Genomic DNA, 22,035 nt, shown 5'->3' with positions numbered 1-22,035 from the left:
GCGCGGGAATGCCTCAATGGACGCTCTGCGTCCGCTCGTGGGACGCGGAGCGTCCCGGGCTGCATTCCCACGCGGAGCGTGGGAATGATCATCAGCACAAAAAAACCCCGCTTTCGCGGGGTTTTTTGTTATGCCAACTGAGGCTGCGCACTCAGCGGTCTGAGCGGCAGCAGCGGCGCATGGGGATCGGCTTTCACCGATTTGCGCCAGGCGGCCAGCCACTCGGGGTGGCTTTCATTCCAGATCTGCTCGTGCAAGCGAGCCAATGCCACCGGATCGCTCAGCAGTTGCACACGCTCATTGTTGTTCAGGCCTTCAGGCCCGACTTTCAATGCGTGACGCACCCGTTCGATCCGCAACCATTCGATCGGCTCGGCCTGACCGTGACGCGAGGTCGCCAGCGAGCACGCCAAGGCGTTCTGCTGCGGATCGACCACCGCGCGGGTAAAGCCGTCGTTCAGTGCATGCCAACGGTTTTCGTGGGTGTACTGATCGGTCGCCAGCAACGCCTGTGGCGGATTGTATTCCTCAGGGATCAGGAACAGGCTCTCGTCACGGGACTTGAGGCCCAGGCCGACACGGCTGGAAATCACCGACACCGGGATCGACAGCATCAACGAACCGACGATCGGCACCAGCCACCAGAGGAAGCTCGGGTTCAGCCAGATCACCAGCAGGGCCCAGAAGAAGCCCAGCAAGGTTTGCGGACCGTGGCGCTTGACCGCTTCGCTCCATGGCGTGGAGTCGTCGTCACGTTGAGGCGAGTTCCAGGTTGCGGCCCAGCCGAGGAACGCGGCGAGGACGAAACGGGTGTGAAAAATCATCCGCACCGGCGCCAGCAGCATGGAGAACAGCATCTCCAGCAGCATCGACAAGGTCACCTTGAACTTGCCACCGAACTCTTTCGCGCCCTTGGCCCAGATCAGGATGATGCTCAACAGCTTCGGCAGAAACAGCAGCACGATCGTTGTCGAGAACAGCGCAATCGCTTTGTCCGGGTGCCATTGCGGCCACAGCGGATAGAGCTGGCGCGGCTCTAGGAAGTACTGCGGCTCCATCAAGGTGTTGACCGCCAGCAGCGCGGTCGACAGCACGAGGAAGAAGAACCACAACGGCGCCGACAGATAAGACATCACGCCGGTCAGGAACACCGCACGGTGAACCGGGTGCATGCCCTTGACCAGGAACAGGCGGAAGTTCATCAGGTTGCCGTGGCACCAGCGACGGTCACGCTTGAGCTCGTCCAGCAGGTTCGGCGGCAGCTCTTCGTAGCTGCCCGGCAAATCGTAGGCAATCCACACGCCCCAGCCAGCACGGCGCATCAGCGCAGCTTCGACGAAGTCGTGGGACAGAATCGCACCGGCAAAAGCACCCTTACCCGGCAACGGCGCGAGGGCGCAGTGCTCGATGAAAGGCTTCATGCGGATGATCGCGTTGTGGCCCCAGTAGTGGGATTCGCCCAACTGCCAGAAGTGCAGGCCGGCGGTGAACAGCGGACCATACACACGAGTCGCAAACTGCTGCATGCGCGCATAAAGGGTGTCCATGCCCGACGCACGCGGCGCGGTCTGGATGATCCCGGCATCCGGAGTCGCTTCCATCAAGCGCACCAGGCTGGTCAGGCAGTCACCGCTCATCACGGAGTCTGCGTCGAGCACGACCATGTACTTGTAGTCACCGCCCCAGCGACGGCAGAAGTCGTCGAGGTTGCCGCTTTTACGTTTCACACGACGGCGACGACGGCGATAGAAAATCTTGCCGAAACCCTTGGCTTCACGGCAGACGTCCAGCCAGGCCTGTTGCTCGGCCACGCAGATATCCGCGTCATTACTGTCGCTGAGGACGAAGAAGTCGAAGCGATCCAGGTCACCCGTGGCCGCCACCGACTCGAACGTCGCGCGCAAACCGGCAAACACGCGAGGCACGTCTTCGTTGCAGATCGGCATCACCAGTGCGGTGCGCGCGTCCTTGGCGATCGGCTCGTTGCCGGCACTTTTACCGGAGATGCGGTATTTGTCGTGGCCGGTGAGCAGTTCAAGGAAGCCCATCAGCGCGGTCCAGAAACCGGCCGAGACCCAGCAGAACAGAATCCCGAACAGAATCAGGATGCTGGTTTGCAGCGCATACGGCAGCACTTGCGTGACGGTTTGCAGGATCGGTTGATGCAAGACTTCGTTCAGGTCGACGAACGACCAGCCCTGGTACGGCATGATGCCTTTCATGTACCAGCCGGCGACGATGGTCTGGCCGAGCATCAGGACCAGCAGGATGTAACGGCGGATCGAACCGACGGTGCGCCAGCGGGCTGCCGGCAGCACATTCTCATCCTTCGGCGGAGCCGGCGGATTGGTACGACCGGTCAGGCGACGCCAGCCACGCACCAGGATGTTGGTGCGCCACGGCTCCGGCACGACTTTGGTCCGACGGATCGGCGGGGTAGCCTTGAGGCAAACCCGTCCGCTGGCGTCGACCGCCAGCATTTCCGCTTCTTCCAGCTCTTCAGCGGTGTTCAGGGTCAGGCGACGGCCCACCGAGGCTTGAGCAGCCTCGGCCGGTGCGTCAAATGTCGAAGACGAAAGACGCTGGTGCAGTTCGCTGAAGGACTGGCAGCCCGCGAGTTCCGCGCGCTGCTGGTCGGTCATCGGTAGATGCGCCAGATACTCGGCAAGAGTCTCTGGCTGTACTTGAGAATTACTCATCGGCAGGCAACTGGTAGCTCCAGGTCTCGGTCAGGACTTCTTCAGTCGAGGCCGATTCCGGTGTGGCTGGGGCCGCGTCCGCAGCAACAGGCTGCTTGGCGTCTTTGTTGTCCTTGTCCTTGGTATCGGCAACTGGCTTGGCGTCAGCCTGTTTGGCTTCGGCTTGCTTGGCGTCCTTGGCTTCCTTGTCCGCCTTCTCTTGTTGCTTGGCGGCCACTTTGTCGGCCTTGGCAACAGAAGAGTTGGAGACCGGCAGCGCGTTCTTGGACAGGTCGCCCGGCACGATGTTCTCGACCAGTGCCGCACGCATCTCGGTAGGCTTGCTCGGATCCTTGATTTTCATCCGCAGGGTCAAGCGCCAGCCCTTGGTTTCAGGGTTGTAGCGCACGCTGTTCTCGACCAGCTCGGCATTGTCGCCAACGCTGACCTGGCTGCGAACGTCCGCGGTTTCCGGCAGTGCCGCCAGGGACGGACCTTCGAAGTCCACCAGATAGGCAACGCTGCCATCCGGCTGACGGATCAGGTTGGACTGTTTCACGTCACCCGTGGAGCGCAGGGTCTGCTGGACCCAGGCGCTGTCCGGTGCGTGAAGAGAGGCTTCGTCGATGGTCCAGTGCATGCGGTAAGCGACATCCAGCGGCTGGCCAGGCTCAGGCAGTTTTTCCGGGCTCCAGAAGGCAACGATATTGTCGTTGGTTTCGTCGGCAGTCGGAATCTCTACCAGATCGACGGAACCCTTGCCCCAATCGCCTTTTGGTTCGATCCAGGCACTCGGGCGCTTGTCGTAGCGGTCGTCGAGGTCTTCGTAGTGGCTGAAGTCGCGGCCACGTTGCAGCAAGCCGAAACCGCGCGGGTTCTCGATCGAGAAGTTGCTCACGGCCAAGTGTTTCGGATTGTTCAGTGGGCGCCAGATCCACTCGCCGTTGCCGGCATGGATCGACAGACCGCTGGAGTCGTGCAGTTCACGGCGGTAGTTCAGCACTTTCGACGGTTGGTTGGCGCCGAACAGGAACATGCTGGTCAGCGGCGCAACGCCTAGCTTGGTGACCTTGTCACGCAGGAACATGCGGGCCTTGACGTCGACAATGGTGTCGCTGCCAGGACGCAGGGTCAGACGGTAAGCACCGGTGGCGCGCGGCGAATCCAGCAGCGCGAAGATCACCAGGTGCTTGTCACCCGGTTTTGGCTGTTGAATCCAGAATTCGGTAAAACGCGGGAATTCTTCGCCGGACGGCAAGGCGGTATCGATGGCCATGCCGCGAGCGGACAAGCCATAGGTGTGACCCTTGCCGACAACGCGGAAGTAGCTCGCGCCGAGCATGGTCATGATTTCGTCTTGCTTGTCGGCCTTGTTGATCGGGTAAAGCACGCGGAAACCGGCGTAACCCAGTTGCTCGGTAGCTTTAGGATCGAACTTCACATCGCCGAAATCGAAACGACTTGGGTCGTATTTGATCTCTTCGACGGTGTTGGCCGTGATTTCGTTGATTTTCACCGGCGTATCGAAGTGCATGCCCTGGTGATAGAACGAAAGCTTGAACGGGGTTTTCTGATCGGCCCATTCGGCTTTCTCAGTGCGGAAACGAATTTTTTGATAGTCCGCGAATTTCATTTCGCGGAATTCGTTCGGCAGGTTACTGCGCGGGGCTTCGTATTTTTGACCGGCCATCTCTTTGGCTTTGACCGATACATCATCCAGATTGAATGCCCAAAGCTGGCCGGCGCTGAGCAGGCAGAGCAGTGCAGAGCCCGCTACCAGAGCGCTTCGGAACCGTTTGGCAGTCATATTTGGTGCATTACAGGGACTAACAATCACGAGCAACCCTCGCCGAAAACAGATCAAAAAACCAACGGCCAGCTATCTATATGCCAGGTTGGCGAGCATTGTTCCGACTCCCATGGGGCTAAATGATTCCCCAACAGGTCCCGGACAAGTCTCTACCTAAGTCAAAATGGACCAACGAACGCTGATCCCCGTAGCGCGCGATTATCTAGTAGGCCGCGTTACAACGCATCAGGGGTAACAAAGTATTTATCGCGAAAACCCCCTGTTTTCAGTCGAAAAGCCCTGAAAAACATGTTTCAAGGGCTTTCACGTCTGTAACAGGAAGGTGACCGGGCCATCGTTGACCAGGTGCACCTGCATATCCGCGCCGAATCTACCTGATGCCACAGTGCCATGCACCTGTTTCGCTTTGCTTAATAGATAGTCGAAAAGCTCCTCGCCCAGGGCAGGAGGGGCAGCCGTCGAAAAACTCGGGCGCAACCCGCTCTTGGTGTCAGCGGCCAGGGTGAACTGCGAGACCAGCAGCAACCCACCACCTACATCGGCCAAAGACAGATTCATCTTGCCCTCGGCGTCACTGAATACTCGATAGTTAAGCAGTTTATGCAGAAGTTTGTCGGCGCTGGCCCGAGTATCCTCGGGTTCGACCGCCACCAGCACCAGCAACCCCTGATCCACCGCACCCACCACCTCTCCCGCTACCTCGACTCGCGCGCCAAGCACGCGTTGCAGCAGGCCCTTCATGCTTCTTCGGGCGGCAGATCGAGCAAGCGGCGAGCCATCTGCCCGGCGGCGCGTACCAGCGCATCGGTGATTCCCGGCTCGGACGCAGCGTGGCCCGCGTCGCGGATCACCTGGAGCTCGCTGTTCGGCCAGGCTTGATGCAGTTCCCAGGCATTGTCCAGCGGGCAAATCACGTCATAACGACCATGGACGATCACGCCTGGCAAATGGGCGATCTTGCCCATGTCGCGAATCAGCTGGTTCGGCTCAAGGAAGGCATTGTTGGTGAAGTAGTGGCATTCAATCCGTGCGATGGACAACGCGCGCTGAGGCTCGGAGAAGCGATCGACCACCAGCGGGTTCGGACGCAAGGTCGCGGTCCGGCCTTCCCAGGTGGACCAGGCCTTGGCCGCGTGCATCTGGGCGATCTGATCGTTGCCGGTCAGGCGCTTGTGAAAAGCGCTGAGCAGGTCGTCGCGTTCGTCCAGTGGAATCGGCGCGACATAGTCCTGCCAGTAATCGGGGAACAGACGGCTGGCGCCACACTGGTAGAACCACTCGATTTCCTGCGGACGACAAAGAAAAATCCCGCGCAGAATCAGACCGTGTACACGCTCCGGATGGGTTTGCGCGTAAGCCAATGCCAGCGTCGAACCCCAGGAACCGCCGAACAGCACCCATTTGTCGATGCCCAGGTGTTTGCGAATTCGCTCAAGGTCGGCGACCAGATCCCAGGTGGTGTTGTTTTCGAGACTGGCGTGGGGCGTGGAACGCCCGCAACCGCGCTGGTCGAACGTCACGATGCGATACAGGTTCGGATCGAAGTACCGGCGGCTCTGGGCATCGCACCCGGCGCCGGGGCCGCCGTGGATGAACACCACCGGCAAACCTTCCGGTGAACCGCTTTCGTCGACATACAGCGTGTGAGTTTCATCGACGGCCAGATCGTGCCGGGCGTGGGGTTTGATCTGCGGGTACAAAGTCTGCATTGCGCGCTCCGTAAGGGGTCGAGGTCATCCCTGGGGGGACTTCTATTATTCTGCCGTCCGGCATCATAAACCCGAATTACGCCAATGAGCATGCCCCTTGCAGCGTCATAATCTGTCAGCCAAAAACCCGAGCAGTATTTCATAGAGCAAGTCGACCTCGGCGACTCGGCCTCTGGCCCGCAAACAGCCGTGAACCAGCCCCTCACCGTAATAAAAAGTGGTGGTCACACCTGCGGCCTGCAGTTGCTCGGCGTAGAGCACGCCGTCATCGCGCAGCGGGTCAAATTGCGCTACGGCGATCAATGCCGGTGGCAGTCTGCCAAAGTCTTCGGCGAGCAACGGCATGGCATAGGCGCCCGGCTGTCGGGTGCCGCGCAAGTACAGCGCGTGATAACAATCCACATCGCTGCTGGCGAGCAACGGCGCGTCGATGCATTCGCTGCGGGACGGCAACTGGTTATCGCCGCCCAGCCCCGGATAGATCAGGACCTGCGCCGCCGGCAATGGCTCGCCCGCATCCCGCAACGCCAGGCAAAGCGCGGCTGCGAGATTGCCACCGGCGCTGTCGCCGGCTACCAGCGTGCGCTTGGGGTCAAGCTGAAAGGGCCCGGTTCGCAAAGCGCGCCATACACGCAGGCAATCATCGAACGCCGCCGGGAACGGATGTTCCGGCGCCAATCGGTAATCGACAGCGATGACCAACACGCCGAGTGTCGACGCCAGTTCCGCGCAGATGAAGTCGTGGGAATCCAGATCCCCCACCACCCAACCGCCACCGTGCAGATACACAATGCACGGGGCACCGCCGGTCGGAGGTGATACCGGCGGCTGATAGGACCTCACCGGCACACCGGCCAACTCGAAATCGACCACGTACAGCCCGGCGGGACGTGGCGGAGTGAACGCCCGGCACATCTCGCGGTAGGCCTGACGCAATCCGTCGAGGCTGCTGTCGGTGCTGTTGAAGCTGACGGTCTTCTCGACGAACGCCGTCATCTGCTCGGATAGCGGGTAAGGAGTCATGGGTCTGCAGTCAGCCTGCTCAGGAGATCGTGAATGGCAATGGAGATCCCTGTGGGAGCGGGCTTGCTCGCGAAGAGGGCGTGTCAGTCGATATTAAGGTTGTTTGACACACTGTCTTCGCGAGCAAGCCCGCTCCCACATGTTTTGCGGATACAGTCAGTTTTTGAGGCTGGCCAGAACAGTTGCTACGCCGTCCTTGCCCTCGAAACTGCTGACACCCGCCAGCCAGCGCTGCAAATCTTCTGGATGATCACGCAGCCATTGCCGGGCAACGTCCTGGGGCGTCTTGCGCTCCATGATCGGCACCATCAGCTGGCTTTCCTGGGCGGCAGTGAAGGTCAGGTTTTGCAGCAGGCGATTCACGTTCGGGCAACGTTCGGCGTAGTCCGGGGACGTGACGGTCGAAACGGTCGCCGCGCCTTCGTTCGGGCCATAGACGTCTTCGCTGCCGGTCAGGTAGGCGATCTTCATGTTGATGTTCATCGGGTGCGGGGTCCAGCCGACGAACACCACGAACTCCTTGCGATTCACCGCCCGCTGAACGGCAGCGAGCATGCCGGCCTCACCGGACTCGATCAGTTTGAAGTCCTTCAAGCCAAAGTGATTGGTCTCGATCATGGTTTTGATCGTGGTGTTGGCGCCGCTGCCCGGCTCGATGCCGTAGATCTTGCCGCCGAGCTTGTCCTTGAATTTAGCGATGTCGGCAAAGGTTTTCAGGCCCGCTTCGGCGACGTACTCCGGTACGGCGAGGGTCGCCTGAGCGTCCGCCAGGCTCGGTTTGTCCATGACCTTCACCTGATTGGCGGCCACGAACGGTGCGATGTTTTTGTCCATCGCCGGTTTCCAGTAACCGAGGAAGATATCGAGGCGTTTGTCACGGATGCCGGCGAAGATGATTTGTTGTACGGCGCTGGTTTGCTTGCTCTCGTAGCCGAGGCCGTTGAGCAACACGTCAGCCATGCCGCTGGTGGCGATCACGTCGGTCCAGTTGACCACGCCCATGCGCACGGCCTTGCAAGAGGCGTCGTCACTGGCCAGGACGCTGGTGCTTAGAAGAGCGGTGCCGCAGAGGATTGAGAGACAGCGGGTGAACAAACCTTTGGTGCTTGTCATAGGGAGCGTTCTCGTGCGGCAGTTGATTGTTATGGGCTCGGTGTCTTTGTGCACCGTGCGCAGAACATTACGCAGCGTCGAGAGGGGAAAAGCGAACTGTAGCGACCGAGATTTGCACAGTGGCGACAGTGGCGCCCTGACATCAAGTCGAACGCATTACCTGTGGGAGCGGCTTGCTCGCGAAAGCGGTGTGTCATCAACAATGATATCGACTGACACGCCCTCTTCGCGAGCAAGCCCGCTCCCACAAGGGTTATGCGTTGTATTGGTTTTTGCCCCAGGCCAGCAGGCCTTGCAGCAATTCCTTGAGCACCACTTGCGTCGGCTCAGCCAGGTCCGGGCGATAGCGGAACGGCTCGAACTCTTCCATATACGTGCACTGCCCCAGCTCCAGCTGCACCGCATGGATATTCTCGGCCGGGTTGCCGTAATGCCGGGTGATGTGACCGCCCTTGAAGCGACCGTTCAGCACATGGCTGTAATCGCCATGACGCGCACAGATCGCTTCCAGCTGAGTGGCCAACTGTGAATCGCAACTGGCGCCGTTGAAGGTGCCGAGGTTGAAGTCCGGCAGTTTGCCGTCGAACAGGTGCGGGATGATCGAACGGATCGAATGCGCATCGAACAGCAGCGCGTAGCCGAACTCGGCTTTCAGTCGCGCCAGCTCGTTCTGCAAAGTGGTGTGATACGGCGTCCACACCTGCTCCAGATAAATCGCTCGTTCCGCCACCGACGGTTCCATGCCTTCGCGAAACAATGGAATGCCGTCAAACAACGTCGCCGGATACAGGCCAGTGGTCGCACCGACATACAAAGGCTTGTCGTCAGACGGACGGTTCAGGTCGATGACAAATCGCGAGTATTCGGCAGCCAAGGTACTGGCGCCCAGCTCGGAGGCAAACTCATACAGCTTCGGAATGTGCCAGTCAGTGTCCGGCAGGCTGCGTGCGTCGGGGATCAACCCGGCTTCGACCGCCGGGGTCAGGCGCAGGCCGGCGTGAGGCATGCTGATCAGCAGCGGCACGCGGCCTTGTTTGAAGCTCAGAACCTTATCCACAACAGTTCTCCTAGACGCTTGTCTCGACGCCGTGACGTACGACGCGTTTTTCCAGGTCACCGCCCAGCCAGTACGACAGGTCGGCGGGACGATCGATTTGCCAGGCGACGAAATCCGCCACCTTGCCGGCTTCCAGCGAACCATGCGTGTCGGCCATGCCCAGAGCGGTGGCGGCATGGATGGTTGCACCGGCGAGGGCTTCTTCCGGAGTCATGCGGAAACAGGTGCAAGCCATGTTCAGCATCAAGCGCAACGACAGTGCCGGCGAAGTGCCGGGGTTGAGATCGCTGGCGATGGCGATTTTCACGCCGTGTTTGCGCAGGGCATCCATCGGCGGCAACTGGGTTTCACGCAGGAAGTAGAACGCGCCGGGCAGCAGCACCGCGACGGTTCCGGACCTGGCCATGGCGATGGCGTCGTCTTCAGTCATGAATTCCAGGTGATCGGCCGACAGTGCGTGGTAGCGCGCCGCCAGACTCGAACCGTGCAGCGATGACAATTGCTCGGCATGCAGCTTCACCGGCAAGCCGAGTTCTTGTGCGGTGATGAACACGCGTTCGACCTGTGCCGGCGTAAACGCCAGGTATTCGCAGAACGCGTCCACCGCATCCACCAGCCCTTCGGCCGCCAGGGCCGGGAGCATTTCAGCGCAGATGTGATCGATGTAATCATCGGCGCGATCCACGTATTCCGGTGGCAACGCGTGAGCGGCCAGGCAGGTGCTGCGTACGCTGACCGGCAGTTCGGCGCCGAGGCGACGGATCACCCGCAGGATCTTGCGTTCACTGGCCAGGTCGAGGCCGTAGCCGGACTTCATTTCGACCGTGGTCACGCCGTCGCGCATCAAGCTTTTCAGGCGCTTGGCGGCGCTGGCGAACAGCTCGTCTTCGGTGGCTGCGCGAGTGGCACGCACGGTGCTGGCGATGCCGCCGCCGGCCGCTGCGATTTCTGCATAGCTGACGCCTTGCAGGCGCTGTTCGAATTCACCGCTGCGGTTACCGCCGAACACCGTATGGGTGTGGCAGTCGATCAGGCCCGGGGTAACCCAGGCCCCTTTCAAGTCGTTGACGGCCGGGTACTCGCCCGCCGGCAGGTCACTGCGCGGGCCGACCCACTCAATGTACGCACCGGACGTCACGATGGCCGCGTCCTCGATGATCGAGTAGACGCCTTGCGCCATGGTTGCGACGTGGCAGTGTTGCCAGAGAGTTTTCATCCCGAATTCCTCGTCTTTGATCGTTCTCACGCTCCGCGTGGGAATGCCTCTAGGGACGCTCCGCGTCCAGTGACGCGGAGCGTCACGGGCTGCATTCCCACGCAGAGCGTGGGAACGATCGGTGGGTGGGTGGGGTTAGAGGCTAGGCAGCAACTTGGCCGAAACCAGCTCATTCAGGCAACGCGTCGCCAACAGCTCGGTCGCCGCATTGATGTCCGGTGCAAAGAAGCGGTCCTTCTCATAGAACGGCACTTCGTTACGCAGAATCCCGCGCGCCTTTTCCAGCTTCGCCGAGGTCTTCAGACCTTCACGCAAATCCAGCCCCTGAACGGCCGCCAACCATTCCACGGCCAGAACTCCGCGCGTGTTGTCGGCCATTTCCCACAAGCGCTTGCCGGCAGCCGGCGCCATGGACACGTGGTCTTCCTGGTTCGCCGACGTCGGCAGGCTGTCCACCGAATGCGGATGGGACAACGCCTTGTTCTCGCTGGCCAGTGCCGCTGCGGTCACCTGGGCGATCATGAAACCGGAGTTCACGCCGCCATTGGCCACCAGGAACGGCGGCAATTGCGACATGTGCTTGTCCATCATCAGCGAGATACGGCGCTCGCTCAGGGAACCGATTTCAGCGATGGCCAGCGCCATGTTGTCAGCGGCCATGGCCACCGGTTCGGCGTGGAAGTTACCGCCGGAGATCACGTCGCCTTCAGCAGCGAAGACCAGCGGGTTGTCGGAAACCGCGTTGGCTTCGACGGCCAACACTTCGGCTGCTTGACGGAACTGGGTCAGGCAGGCGCCCATGACTTGTGGCTGGCAACGCAGAGAGTACGGGTCCTGGACCTTTTCGCAGTTCTGGTGCGAGTCGGACACTTCACTGCGTTCGCCCAGCAGATCGCGATACGCGGCAGCGGCGTCGATCTGGCCTTTCTGGCCACGGGCGGCGTGGATGCGCGCGTCGAACGGCGAGCGTGAGCCCAACACCGCTTCGACTGTCAGGGCACCAATTGCCACGGCGCCGGCGAACAGATCTTCGCCTTCGAACAGACCACGCAGCGCATAGGCGGTAGAAACCTGAGTGCCGTTGAGCAGCGCCAGACCTTCTTTTGCCGCCAGGGTCAGCGGGGTCAGACCGGCGATTTTCAGCGCTTCGGTCGCTTCCATCCACTCGCCTTTGTAGCGGGCCTTGCCTTCGCCCAGCAGCACCAGCGACATGTGGGCCAGAGGCGCCAGATCGCCGGACGCACCGACCGAGCCTTTCAATGGAATGTGCGGGTAAACCTCGGCGTTGATCAGTGCGATCAACGCGTCAATCACTACGCGGCGAATGCCGGAAAAACCACGGCTCAGGCTGTTGACCTTGAGCACCATCACCAAGCGTACCAGCGCGTCGCTGATCGGCTCGCCGACACCGGCAGCGTGGGACAACACCAGCGAGCGCTGAAGGTTTTCCAGGTCTTCGCTGGCGATGCGGGTCGAGGCCAGCAGGCCGAAACCGGTGTTGATGCCGTAGGCGGTGCGGTTCTCGGCGAGGATCTGTTCCACGCAGGCAACGCTGGCTTCAATCTGCGCCGAGGCGCTGTTGTCGAGGGTGATTTTGACCGGTTGCTGATAGATATCACGCAGTTGGGCAAGGCTCAGTTGGCCGGGAATAAGGTTAAGCGCAGTCATTTTGTGCTCCTTTTGAGAGTTTGTTATGAACTCACCAGACGCTCCGGAGATATCCGTTGTCCGTCGCGTCTCGCTTTTGGGGAGCCGCGCCTTGGCACGCTGGTTTTTGTGTAGAAATCAGTTGAGGTTCGGTAACGCCTTGTGCAGCAAAATCGGGTCTTTCAGCACGCTGGCAGCGGCGGCGATGTCCGGTGCCAACCAACGATCCTGATCGTACGCAGGGACACGTTCACGCAGCAGACGCCACGCAGCATCTGTGCCTGCGCCAAAACGTTGTTCTTTCAAGAATTCAAACGCCTGAGCCGCCAGCAAGTACTCGATCGCAAGAATCTGCGTGCAGTTTTCCAGCGCACGATGCAGCTTCAGCGCCGCGTTGGTGCCCATGCTCAAGTGGTCTTCCTGCAGGCCCGAGGTAACGTAGTTGTCGAGCACCGCCGGTTGCGCCAACTGGCGGTTTTCCGCGCACAGCGAAGCGGCGACGTACTGGACGATCATCATCCCGGAATTCACCCCCGGATTCGCCACCAGGAATGCCGGCAAACCGCTGACGTGCGGGTTGATCAAGCGGTCCAGGCGACGCTCGGCGATGGAGCCGATTTCCGCCATGGCGATGGCCAGCAAATCAGCTGCCAGGGCCACTGACTGGCCGTGTGGATTGGCCTGGGACATGATGCGGAAATTATCCGGCGAGCCCAGCAGCATCGGGTTATCGGTGACCGAGTTGAGTTCGATTTCGATCTGCTTTTTGGCGTGCTCAAGCTGATCGCGAGCGGCGCCGTGAACCTGCGGGATCGAACGGATGCTCAGGGCATCCTGCGTGCGGATGCCTTTGCTCGACGCAATCACCTCACTGCCATCGAGCAGCGCCCGCAAGTTGATACCGACCTGCTGCATGCCCGGGTGTGGCTTGAGCGCGATGATCTCGGCATCGAACGCCGCGATCTGGCCGCGCTGGGCTTCAAAGCTCATCGCACCGATCACGTCGGCCCATTGCAGCAGACGCGTGGCATCGGCAATCGCCAGGCAACTGAGGCCGGTCATGCACGGCGTGCCGTTAACCAGGCACAAACCGTCTTTGGCACCGAGCGGGACCGGTTGCAGACCTTCTTCGGCCAGGGCTTGCTGTGCGGAAACGATCTGCCCGCGATAGCTGACATTGCCAACGCCCAGCAGCGCGATGCCGACGTGCGCCATGTGGGTCAGGTAACCCACCGAACCCTGGGACGGCACTTGCGGAGTGATGCCGCGGTTGAGCAGCGCCAGCAGAGCTTCGACCACACGGCGATGAATGCCGGAGTTGCCGTGGCTGTAGTTGCGGATTGCCGCACACATGATCGCGCGAGTCTGCTCGTCGGCCAGCGGAGCGCCAACGCCACAGGCGTGGCTGAGCAAGGTGTTGCGCGACAGTTGGCTGAGCTGCTCGTCTTTGAGCGAGACGTTGCACAAGGCACCCAGACCGGTGTTGACGCCATAGGCGCGCTCGCCGCTGGCGACGATGCGCTGGACGATGGCCTGGGCATTTTCGATGCGCGCCCAGTTCTGTGGCGACAGCTCAAGCTGTGCGCCATGGCGGGCTACGGCGACCACATCCTGCCAACGCAGCGGGGCGTCGGCGATAACGATTTTTTCAGCCTGGGACATCTTTAACCTCTTGAAGTTGATCGTTCCCACGCTCTGCGTGGGAATGCCGCCTGGGACGCTCCGCGTCCCGTTGTCAGCGCAAGGCTCAAGCCCTGCGCATGGGTGACGCGGAGCGTCACGGGATGCATTCCCACGCAGAGCGTGGGAACGATCGACTGTCAAACCACCGCCGCGCGACGCTGTACGAACCGGTCGACATACTCATCGGCCGGCGAATGCAGGATCTCTCGCGGCGTACCGACCTGAATCAGGCGCCCGTCCTTGAGAATCGCAATCCGGTTACCAATCCGCACCGCCTCATCAAGGTCGTGGGTGATGAAGACGATGGTCTTGTGGAGGGTCTTTTGCAGTTCCAGCAACTGGTCCTGCATCTCGGCGCGGATCAGCGGATCGAGCGCACTGAACGCTTCGTCCATCAGGATGATGTCGGTGTCCGCCGCCAACGCACGAGCCAGGCCCACACGCTGACGCATGCCGCCCGAGAGCTGATGCGGGTATTTGTTTTCGTAGCCCTTGAGGCCCACGGTGTTGATCCAGTGCAGCGCACGCTCGGAGCACATTTGCTTGCTCTCGCCACGCACTTTCAGGCCATAGGCGACGTTGTCCACCACGGTCTTGTGCGGCAGCAGGCCGAAGCTCTGGAACACCATGCTGATCTTGTGCCGGCGAAATTCGCGCAGGGCTTCCATGTCGTATTGCAGGATGTCCACGCCGTCCACCAGGATCGCGCCGCTGGTCGGGTCGATCAGGCGGTTGAAGTGGCGCACCAGGGTCGATTTGCCGGAGCCCGACAGGCCCATGATCACGAAAATCTCGCCGGTGCCGATGCTCAACGACAGGTCGTTCACGCCGACCACGCAGCCGGTCTCGGCCAGCACCTGATCCTTGGTTTTGCCTTGGCCAATCATGCCCAGCGCTTCCTTGGAACGGTTGCCGAAAATCTTGAAGACGTTTTTGACTTCGATTTTGCTGATGGCTTCGTTGTTCATTTGCTCACCTCATGCCGTGGCCGACCATACGCCTGAGTAATGCGGTCGATGACCACTGCCAGAATCACGATCGCCAGGCCGGCTTCAAGGCCACGACCGACGTTGAGGGTCTGAATCCCCACCAACACATCTTCACCGAGGCCACGGGCACCGATCATCGAGGCGATCACCACCATCGACAGGGCCATCATGGTGGTCTGGTTGATCCCGGCCATGATGCTCGGCAGGGCCAGCGGCAGTTGCACGCCAAACAGTTGCTGCCAGCGGTTGGCACCGAAGGCGTTGATCGCTTCCATCACCTCGCCGTCGACCTGGCGAATACCCAGATCGGTCAAGCGAATCAGCGGCGGCGCAGCGTAGATCACGGTGGCGAAAATCGCCGGGACCTTGCCGAGGCCGAACAGCATCAGCACCGGGATCAGGTACACGAAACTCGGCATGGTCTGCATGATGTCCAGCAGCGGCATCAGCACCGAACGCAGGCGATTGCTGCGTGCCGAGAGAATGCCCAGCGGGATGCCGATCAACACCGAAATGACCGTCGCCACCATCATCAGCGCCAGGGTCTGCATCAGCTTGTCCCAGAGGCCGACCGCGCCCACCAGGAACAATAGGCCGACGATCACAGAGGTGGTCACGATTTTGCGGGTCGCGTGCCAGGCAACGCCCGCCACGATTGCCAGCATCAGCCACCAGGGCGCCGCACGCAGCAGCCCTTCAAGATTGACGATGGCCCAAAGCAGGGTGTCGGAGATGCTGCGGAACACGTCGCCGTAGTTGGTGACCAGCGAATCGACCCAACCGTTGACCCAGTCGGCGATGGAAAAGGTAAAGCTTTCGGGAAACATAAGAGACTCTCAATCAAGGGGTTGCGATCAAGCGTCCGACTGCCGTCACCGGCAGTCGGAGAGGCCCAACCTACAAGGCCGCGTCGATTTTCTTGGCTGCGTCTTCGCTCACCCATGCGTGCCAGACTTCAGGATGTTCCTTCAAGAAGATCTTGGCCAGTTTTGGCGACTCGATCCGCTCTTTGGCCATGCGCCCGAGGTTCTGGTTGAGCAGGTCGATCGGCAGGTTGACCTTTTCCAGCACCGCCACCAGTTCCGGGGCTTGCTCGTGGAAGGTCTTGGACAGGCCAACCTTGATGGTCACGCTTTTGTCCACGCCTGGCTTTTCTTCAAGTTTGACCAGGTCGACCTGGCCCATCAGCGGGGTTGGCGACCAGTAGTAGAACAGGATCGGCTCGCCACGCTTGTAGCTCGACAGCACTGCGGCATCCAGCGCCGGACCGGTGCCCGGACGGAAGTTGGTGTAGGTGCTTTCCAGGCCGTAGCTTTTCAGCATTTCGCTGTTGTCGAGCTCACAGGTCCAGCCCGCCGGGCAGTTGTAGAAACGACCCTTGGAAGGCTCTTCCTGGTCCTTGAACACGGCGGCGTATTTGCCCAGATCGGCGATAGCTTTCAGGTCCGGGGCCTTGGGCTCCAGCTTGCGCTTGGCGTCGCCTTCGATCACGTAGCGAGGCACGTACCAGCCTTCGATTGCGCCAACGACCGGAGCGCCGACACCGACAACCTTGCCGGCCTTCTCCGCCTTGTTCCAGACTTCGCTGCGGCCGACCCACTCTTCGGCAAACACTTGAATGTCGTTGCTGCTCAGGGCGTTTTCCATGGTGATGGAGTTGCCCGGCAGGCTGTCGGTCTTGCAGTCGTAGCCCTTCTCCAACACGATTTGCATCACGTCGGTCAGCAGCATGCCGCTTTCCCAGTTCAGGCCGGCGAATTTCACCGGTTTGCCCGACTCGCACCAACCCGCGGCCTGAGTGGCGCCGGCGCTGGCGAGCAGGCCCATGGAAAGCAATGTGGTCAGCAGGGTCTTGTTCGATTTCATTGTAGTGACGCTCCTAATCATGAATTGGCTTACGGCAGTCAAGAGGCATCCAGCCCTGTCTACGTCCAATCAGGCCTGCGCCGCAGCGCGACCAGCCCCACTTGTTTTTTGTTGTACAACGCTGTCCTGCTCGACCGGCAGAATCAGGTGATCGGGCACCGAGCCGTGCCATTTTTTTGCGCACACGTAATACAGCGCGGCGGGCAGCACCAGACCGATGATCCAGGAAATATCCACACCACCCAGGACTTCTACCAGCGGACCGGTATAGAACTTCGTGGCAATGAACGGCAGTTGTACCAGTACACCGAAGACATAAACGCTGATACCGAGGGCGTTCCAACGACCGTAGCGACCGTTCGGATCGGCCAGCGCCGGCACGTCATAGCGTTCACGGGTGATGCAGTAGTAGTCCACCAGGTTGATCGCGCTCCATGGCGTGAAGAACGCCAGCAGGAACAGGATGAAGGACTTGAACGCACCAAGGAACGAGTGCTGACCGAGCAACGCCATCAGGGTCGCCGCACCGACGATGACCAGCACGAAGACCAGACGCTGCAAGCGCGTGACCTTCAGCTCACCACGGAAACCGCTGATGATGGTCGCAATGCACATGAAGCTGCCGTAGGAGTTCAGCGTGGAGATGGTGACCTTGCCGAACGCGATGCTGAAGTACAGCAGCGCTGCGGTGGCACCGGTACCGCCCAAACCGACGATGTAGGCCACTTCGTGGCCGGCGAACTGGCCGTTGGCCGAAGCGGCAGCGAACACGCCAAGGACCATTGCCACCTGGGCGCCAATGACCGAACCTGCGCCTGCGGCAAAAAAGGTTTTCACCGAGGAAACCTTGCTCGGCAAGTAGCGAGAATAGTCAGCCACATAAGGGCCGAAGGCGATCTGCCAGGATGCCGCGAGCGACACCGCGAGCAGGAAGCTGCTCCAGCTGAAGTGACGGATTTGCAGAAGTGCGCCAACGTCAACCTGACTGATCAGACGGCTGAACAGATAAACAAAGGCAATCACGCCAATGACACTGGCTACACGGCCTATCCAATGGATAACCCGATAACCGAGCACCGTGACCAGCACGATGACGCTGGCGAAAATCAGGATACCGACGCTGTCGCTAACCCCAAACAACTGGCCCAGCGCCTGGCCGGAAAGCACCGTACCGGTGGCGGTGAAACCGAGGTACATCAAGCAGACCAGCACGATCGGAATAGCTGCGCCATAAACGCCGAACTGCACGCGGCTGGAGATCATCTGTGGCAGGCCAAGCTTGGGCCCTTGTGCGGCATGCAGCGCCATCACGCCACCGCCGATCAGTTGCCCGATCAGCAAACCGATCAACGACCAGAACACATCACCGCCCAGCACCACGGCCAGAGCGCCGGTCACAATCGCGGTGATTTGCAGGTTGGCACCCATCCACAGGGTGAACTGGCTAAACAGACGACCGTGTCTTTCCGCTTCCGGGATGTAGTCGATCGAGCGTGTCTCGATCAACGGTTTGCTGCCTGCACGATCGTTGTTAACAGCCATGATTCAACCTCTGTGGATTGTTATTCTGGTTTACTCGATCCATGTAGCAGCTGCCGAAGGCTGCGTCGGGTTGCGAAGCGACCCTGGTATTCCAAGTTGGAACGAAGGTCCTTCGGCCCTTAACGCAGCCTGCGGCAGCTGCTACATGGCTAATTTATTTGCCGGTAATCATCGGCAGGTTCAGCCCTTGTTCCTTGGCGCAGTCGATCGCGATCTGGTAACCCGCATCGGCGTGACGCATGACACCGGTCGCAGGGTCGTTGTGCAGCACGCGAGCGATACGCTCGGCCGCTTCGTCAGTACCGTCGCAGACAATCACCATGCCCGAGTGCTGGGAGAAGCCCATGCCGACGCCGCCACCGTGGTGCAGGGAAACCCAGGTTGCGCCGCTCGCGGTGTTCAGCAGAGCGTTGAGCAGTGGCCAGTCGGACACAGCATCGGAACCGTCCTGCATCGATTCGGTTTCGCGGTTCGGGCTGGCAACAGAGCCGGAGTCCAGGTGGTCGCGACCGATCACGATTGGCGCGGACAATTCACCACTACGGACCATTTCGTTGAATGCCAGACCGAGCTTGGCGCGCAGGCCCAAGCCAACCCAGCAGATACGTGCCGGCAGACCCTGGAAGCTGATGCGCTCGCGAGCCATGTCCAGCCAGTTGTGCAGGTGGGCGTCGTCCGGGATCAGCTCTTTTACTTTTGCGTCGGTCTTGTAGATGTCTTCGGCGTTGCCCGACAGTGCAGCCCAACGGAATGGACCGATGCCGCGGCAGAACAGCGGACGGATGTAAGCCGGTACGAAGCCTGGAAAGTCGAATGCGTTTTCCACGCCTTCTTCCTGCGCCATCTGACGGATGTTGTTGCCGTAGTCGAAGGTCGGAATGCCCATTTTCTGGAATTCGAGCATCGCTTTAACGTGCACGGCCATCGATTGCTTGGCGGCTTTGACCACGGCAGCAGGCTCGGTCTTGGCGCGAGCGCGGTACTCTTCCCAGGTCCAGCCAGCCGGCAGGTAACCGTTGAGCGGGTCGTGGGCGCTGGTCTGGTCGGTGACCATGTCCGGGCGCACGCCACGCTTGACCAGTTCCGGCAGAATTTCCGCCGCGTTACCCAGCAGCGCGATGGAAATCGCCTTGCCTTCTTTGGTGTATTTGGCGATACGAGCCAGCGCGTCGTCGAGGTCGGTGGCTTGCTCATCGACATAGCGGCTGTTCAGGCGGAAATCGATGCTGACCTGCTGGCATTCGATGTTCAGCGAGCACGCGCCGGCCAGGGTTGCAGCCAGAGGTTGAGCGCCGCCCATGCCGCCGAGGCCTGCGGTCAGGACCCAACGACCTTTCAGGTCATCGTTGTAATGTTGGCGGCCGGCTTCGACGAAAGTTTCGTAGGTGCCCTGGACGATGCCCTGGCTGCCGATGTAGATCCAGCTGCCGGCGGTCATCTGGCCGTACATGGCCAGGCCTTTGGCGTCGAGTTCGTTGAAGTGTTCCCAGCTCGCCCAGTGTGGAACCAGGTTGGAGTTGGCGATCAGCACGCGTGGCGCGTTGGTGTGGGTCTTGAACACGCCGACCGGCTTGCCGGATTGCACCAGCAGGGTCTCGTCGTCATTCAGGTTGGTCAGGCTTTCGACGATCTTGTCGTAGCATTCCCAGTTACGTGCCGCACGACCGATACCACCGTAAACCACCAGTTCTTTAGGGTTCTCGGCGACTTCCGGGTCGAGGTTGTTCATCAGCATGCGCAGCGGCGCTTCGGTCAGCCAGCTCTTGGCGGTCAGCGTGTTACCGCGGGCAGCGCGGATTTCAACGTCACGAAACTTTGTAGGTTTATTGTCAGTCACGAAAAAGACTCCTCAGCGATCAATCCAAACCAACCCTGGCGGTGGGTAAGCCAGCCTGTGCGTATTGGTGCGCCACAGGCGAATCAGTGGACGTTGCGAGGAGTCTCGGTCGACTCATACGCATACGTCTTTACTTGTACATACAAGCATATGCAATCAAGCGGCCAACTTGTTGGATGGGTGTTCAAGAAAAGTTTTCCGGGACGCTGGAAGGCCCTTGGATCAAGGGTTTTGACGAAGATGAAATTTTTCGAGGGGGGATTTTGTGGAGGGGAGGCAGCTGTTACTTGAGCGGGGTTTTGCGCCACGCTGGGGCGTTCGGTAACAAAGTGGTGCGCGTTGGGGAACGCCGGAAAGCAAAAGATCGCAGCCTCGTTTCACTCGACAGCTCCTACAGGGAGATGGTGTTCATCCTGTAGGAGCTGTCGAGTGAAACGAGGCTGCGATCTTTCAAGAATCTTGAATCAGCGTGCAGTCAGCTCGATCACACAGCACGCCCCATTGCTGAAGACTTCCAGCAGGCCGGTGTTACCAACAAGTTGCAGGCAATCATGCCGACCCAATTGCTGGGCACTGTTACTGACCTTCACTTCCAGCGATTCGGTGACACTGAACACCAGCACAGTCCCGGCCGAACTGAAGAACCGTTGCTCCCCCTCCAGCCACTGCAACCGCGCGCTGTAACGTTGCGGTGCATAAATCAGGTTGAAGTCGCGTATCGGCCCGCCGAGCAACGTGCAGGACACCTGGCTCTCGCCACTGAAGGCAAACGGTTCCAGCGATAACAACGCAGGCGTGTCTTGGCCGTCGACGCGCAAGGTCATGCCGTCGCCTTGCAGCACAGTGATCACGCGCTCATAACCGGCGAAGGTCGAGAAGCCGCCCGACTCACCAATATCCGCAATCGACAGGCGCCAGCCGAAACCATCAAGGCCAGTACCCGCATCACGGGTAATTTCCTCAGTGCTGCCGCCGCCGTTTTTCCACGGCATGCGTGGGTAATCTTTTGCGCGTAAAACTTTCAACTCACTCATTTATGGAACCGACCTTCCAGACGATGACGGGAACCGGGGTGGATCAAACGGGCGGCGGTCACTGGCTGACGGCCAGACCAGGTGCGGCGACGAATCAGCAGGCACGGCTCGCCCTTTTCAATCTGCAGCAATTTGCACTCGGAGGCCTCAGCCAGAATCGCTTCGACCACGTGCTCGCCTTCAGTCAGGGGCGCGACCTGGTTCAGGTAGGCGTATGGCGTTTGCAGGGTGAAGTCCTGCTTGAGGTAATCCGGCGCCACCAGCGCGTTGACGAAACGGTCTTCGATTTGCACCGGAATGTCGTTTTCGAAATGCACGATCAGCGAATGGAAAACCCGCTGGCCTTCGCGCATATCCAGGGCCAGGGCGCGCTCGGAGCCGGCAGCCTCTTCTTCGAGGGTGATCACCTTGCACGTGTGGCGATGGCCACGGGAGGCGATTTCGTCGGCGATGTTGTGCACTTCAAACAGAGCGGACTGGCTTTTCGGTTCGGCGACGAACGTACCGACACCTTGCATGCGCACCAACAGACCGTCGGCGGTCATCTCGCGCAGGGCGCGATTGATGGTCATGCGGCTGAAACCGAGTTGGCTGACCAGCTCGCTTTCCGACGGAACGCGGTAGTGCGGCGGCCAGTTTCCACTGTCGATTTGCTGGGTGATCATCTGTTTGACGCGGGCGTACAAGGGCGCCGGACTGTCGCCCATGTTCGCGGCCAACGGTGACACTGGGGGCGGAGTCGGCACGGTTTATCCTTGTTCGTTGAAGAGAGGTTGCTAGCTTGCCGGAGTTTACCGAGCAGGCAAACGTCTGTATATGTATATACAAATA

The 22,035-nt window shown here is 60.3% G+C and carries 17 protein-coding genes; all 17 read right to left on the bottom strand.

Annotated features, from left to right (window positions below; genetic code table 11):
* Positions 1-128: 128 nt before the first annotated feature.
* Positions 129-2,699 carry a glucans biosynthesis glucosyltransferase MdoH gene (gene mdoH, locus ACA072_RS01865; protein ID WP_497622748.1) on the bottom strand — a complete coding sequence of 857 codons (2,571 nt, stop codon included), beginning with the start codon at positions 2,697-2,699 and terminating at the stop codon, positions 129-131.
* The gene (locus ACA072_RS01860) at positions 2,692-4,515 is read right to left on the bottom strand and encodes a glucan biosynthesis protein G (protein WP_497622746.1); all 1,824 of its coding nucleotides are present in this window, start codon (positions 4,513-4,515) and stop codon (positions 2,692-2,694) included. The genes mdoH and ACA072_RS01860 overlap by 8 nt, the downstream gene beginning before the upstream one ends.
* Positions 4,516-4,791: 276 nt before the next feature.
* Complete coding sequence (gene dtd / locus ACA072_RS01855) at positions 4,792-5,229, bottom strand: D-aminoacyl-tRNA deacylase (protein ID WP_497622744.1); 438 nt, start codon at positions 5,227-5,229, stop codon at positions 4,792-4,794.
* Positions 5,226-6,197, bottom strand: a complete 972-nt coding sequence (gene pip, locus ACA072_RS01850; RefSeq protein ID WP_109627529.1) for a prolyl aminopeptidase — start codon at positions 6,195-6,197, stop codon at positions 5,226-5,228. Before pip ends, dtd begins: the two co-directional genes overlap by 4 nt.
* Before the next feature lie 105 nt (positions 6,198-6,302).
* Complete coding sequence (locus tag ACA072_RS01845; RefSeq protein ID WP_497622742.1) at positions 6,303-7,220, bottom strand: alpha/beta hydrolase; 918 nt, start codon at positions 7,218-7,220, stop codon at positions 6,303-6,305.
* Between the two features lie 156 nt (positions 7,221-7,376).
* A complete protein-coding gene (locus ACA072_RS01840; RefSeq protein ID WP_497622740.1) occupies positions 7,377-8,333 on the bottom strand; it encodes a choline ABC transporter substrate-binding protein in 957 nt (318 codons plus the stop codon).
* A gap of 253 nt (positions 8,334-8,586) precedes the next feature.
* The gene (gene hutG, locus ACA072_RS01835) at positions 8,587-9,390 is read right to left on the bottom strand and encodes an N-formylglutamate deformylase (RefSeq protein ID WP_497622738.1); all 804 of its coding nucleotides are present in this window, start codon (positions 9,388-9,390) and stop codon (positions 8,587-8,589) included.
* A 10-nt stretch (positions 9,391-9,400) separates the two neighbouring features.
* Complete coding sequence (gene hutI / locus ACA072_RS01830) at positions 9,401-10,606, bottom strand: imidazolonepropionase (RefSeq protein WP_497622736.1); 1,206 nt, start codon at positions 10,604-10,606, stop codon at positions 9,401-9,403.
* A 135-nt stretch (positions 10,607-10,741) separates the two neighbouring features.
* Entirely contained in the window at positions 10,742-12,274 is a 1,533-nt protein-coding gene (gene hutH, locus ACA072_RS01825) for a histidine ammonia-lyase (protein ID WP_497449792.1), read from the bottom strand.
* Positions 12,275-12,391: 117 nt separating this feature from the next.
* On the bottom strand, positions 12,392-13,915 hold the full coding sequence (gene hutH, locus ACA072_RS01820; RefSeq protein ID WP_497622733.1) for a histidine ammonia-lyase: 1,524 nt from the start codon (positions 13,913-13,915) through the stop codon (positions 12,392-12,394).
* 158 nt (positions 13,916-14,073) lie between these two features.
* The gene (locus ACA072_RS01815; protein WP_109627517.1) at positions 14,074-14,904 is read right to left on the bottom strand and encodes a quaternary amine ABC transporter ATP-binding protein; all 831 of its coding nucleotides are present in this window, start codon (positions 14,902-14,904) and stop codon (positions 14,074-14,076) included.
* A complete protein-coding gene (locus ACA072_RS01810) occupies positions 14,901-15,752 on the bottom strand; it encodes an ABC transporter permease (protein ID WP_461978651.1) in 852 nt (283 codons plus the stop codon). Before ACA072_RS01810 ends, ACA072_RS01815 begins: the two co-directional genes overlap by 4 nt.
* Before the next feature lie 70 nt (positions 15,753-15,822).
* Complete coding sequence (locus ACA072_RS01805) at positions 15,823-16,791, bottom strand: ABC transporter substrate-binding protein (protein ID WP_048396062.1); 969 nt, start codon at positions 16,789-16,791, stop codon at positions 15,823-15,825.
* Between the two features lie 69 nt (positions 16,792-16,860).
* Entirely contained in the window at positions 16,861-18,333 is a 1,473-nt protein-coding gene (locus tag ACA072_RS01800) for a purine-cytosine permease family protein (RefSeq protein ID WP_497622731.1), read from the bottom strand.
* A 154-nt stretch (positions 18,334-18,487) separates the two neighbouring features.
* Positions 18,488-20,170, bottom strand: a complete 1,683-nt coding sequence (gene hutU / locus ACA072_RS01795; RefSeq protein WP_497622729.1) for a urocanate hydratase — start codon at positions 20,168-20,170, stop codon at positions 18,488-18,490.
* Positions 20,171-20,634: 464 nt separating this feature from the next.
* On the bottom strand, positions 20,635-21,204 hold the full coding sequence (locus ACA072_RS01790) for a HutD/Ves family protein (protein WP_497622727.1): 570 nt from the start codon (positions 21,202-21,204) through the stop codon (positions 20,635-20,637).
* Positions 21,201-21,911 (bottom strand): histidine utilization transcriptional repressor HutC, encoded by a 711-nt coding sequence (gene hutC / locus ACA072_RS01785; RefSeq protein WP_154505298.1) that lies wholly within the window; start codon positions 21,909-21,911, stop codon positions 21,201-21,203. Before hutC ends, ACA072_RS01790 begins: the two co-directional genes overlap by 4 nt.
* Between the last annotated feature and the right edge of the window lie 124 nt (positions 21,912-22,035).

Source organism: Pseudomonas sp. LBUM1656, assembly GCF_059716065.1.
Note: the sequence above shows the minus strand (reverse complement) of the source record. Positions and strands in the feature narration are given on the sequence as shown.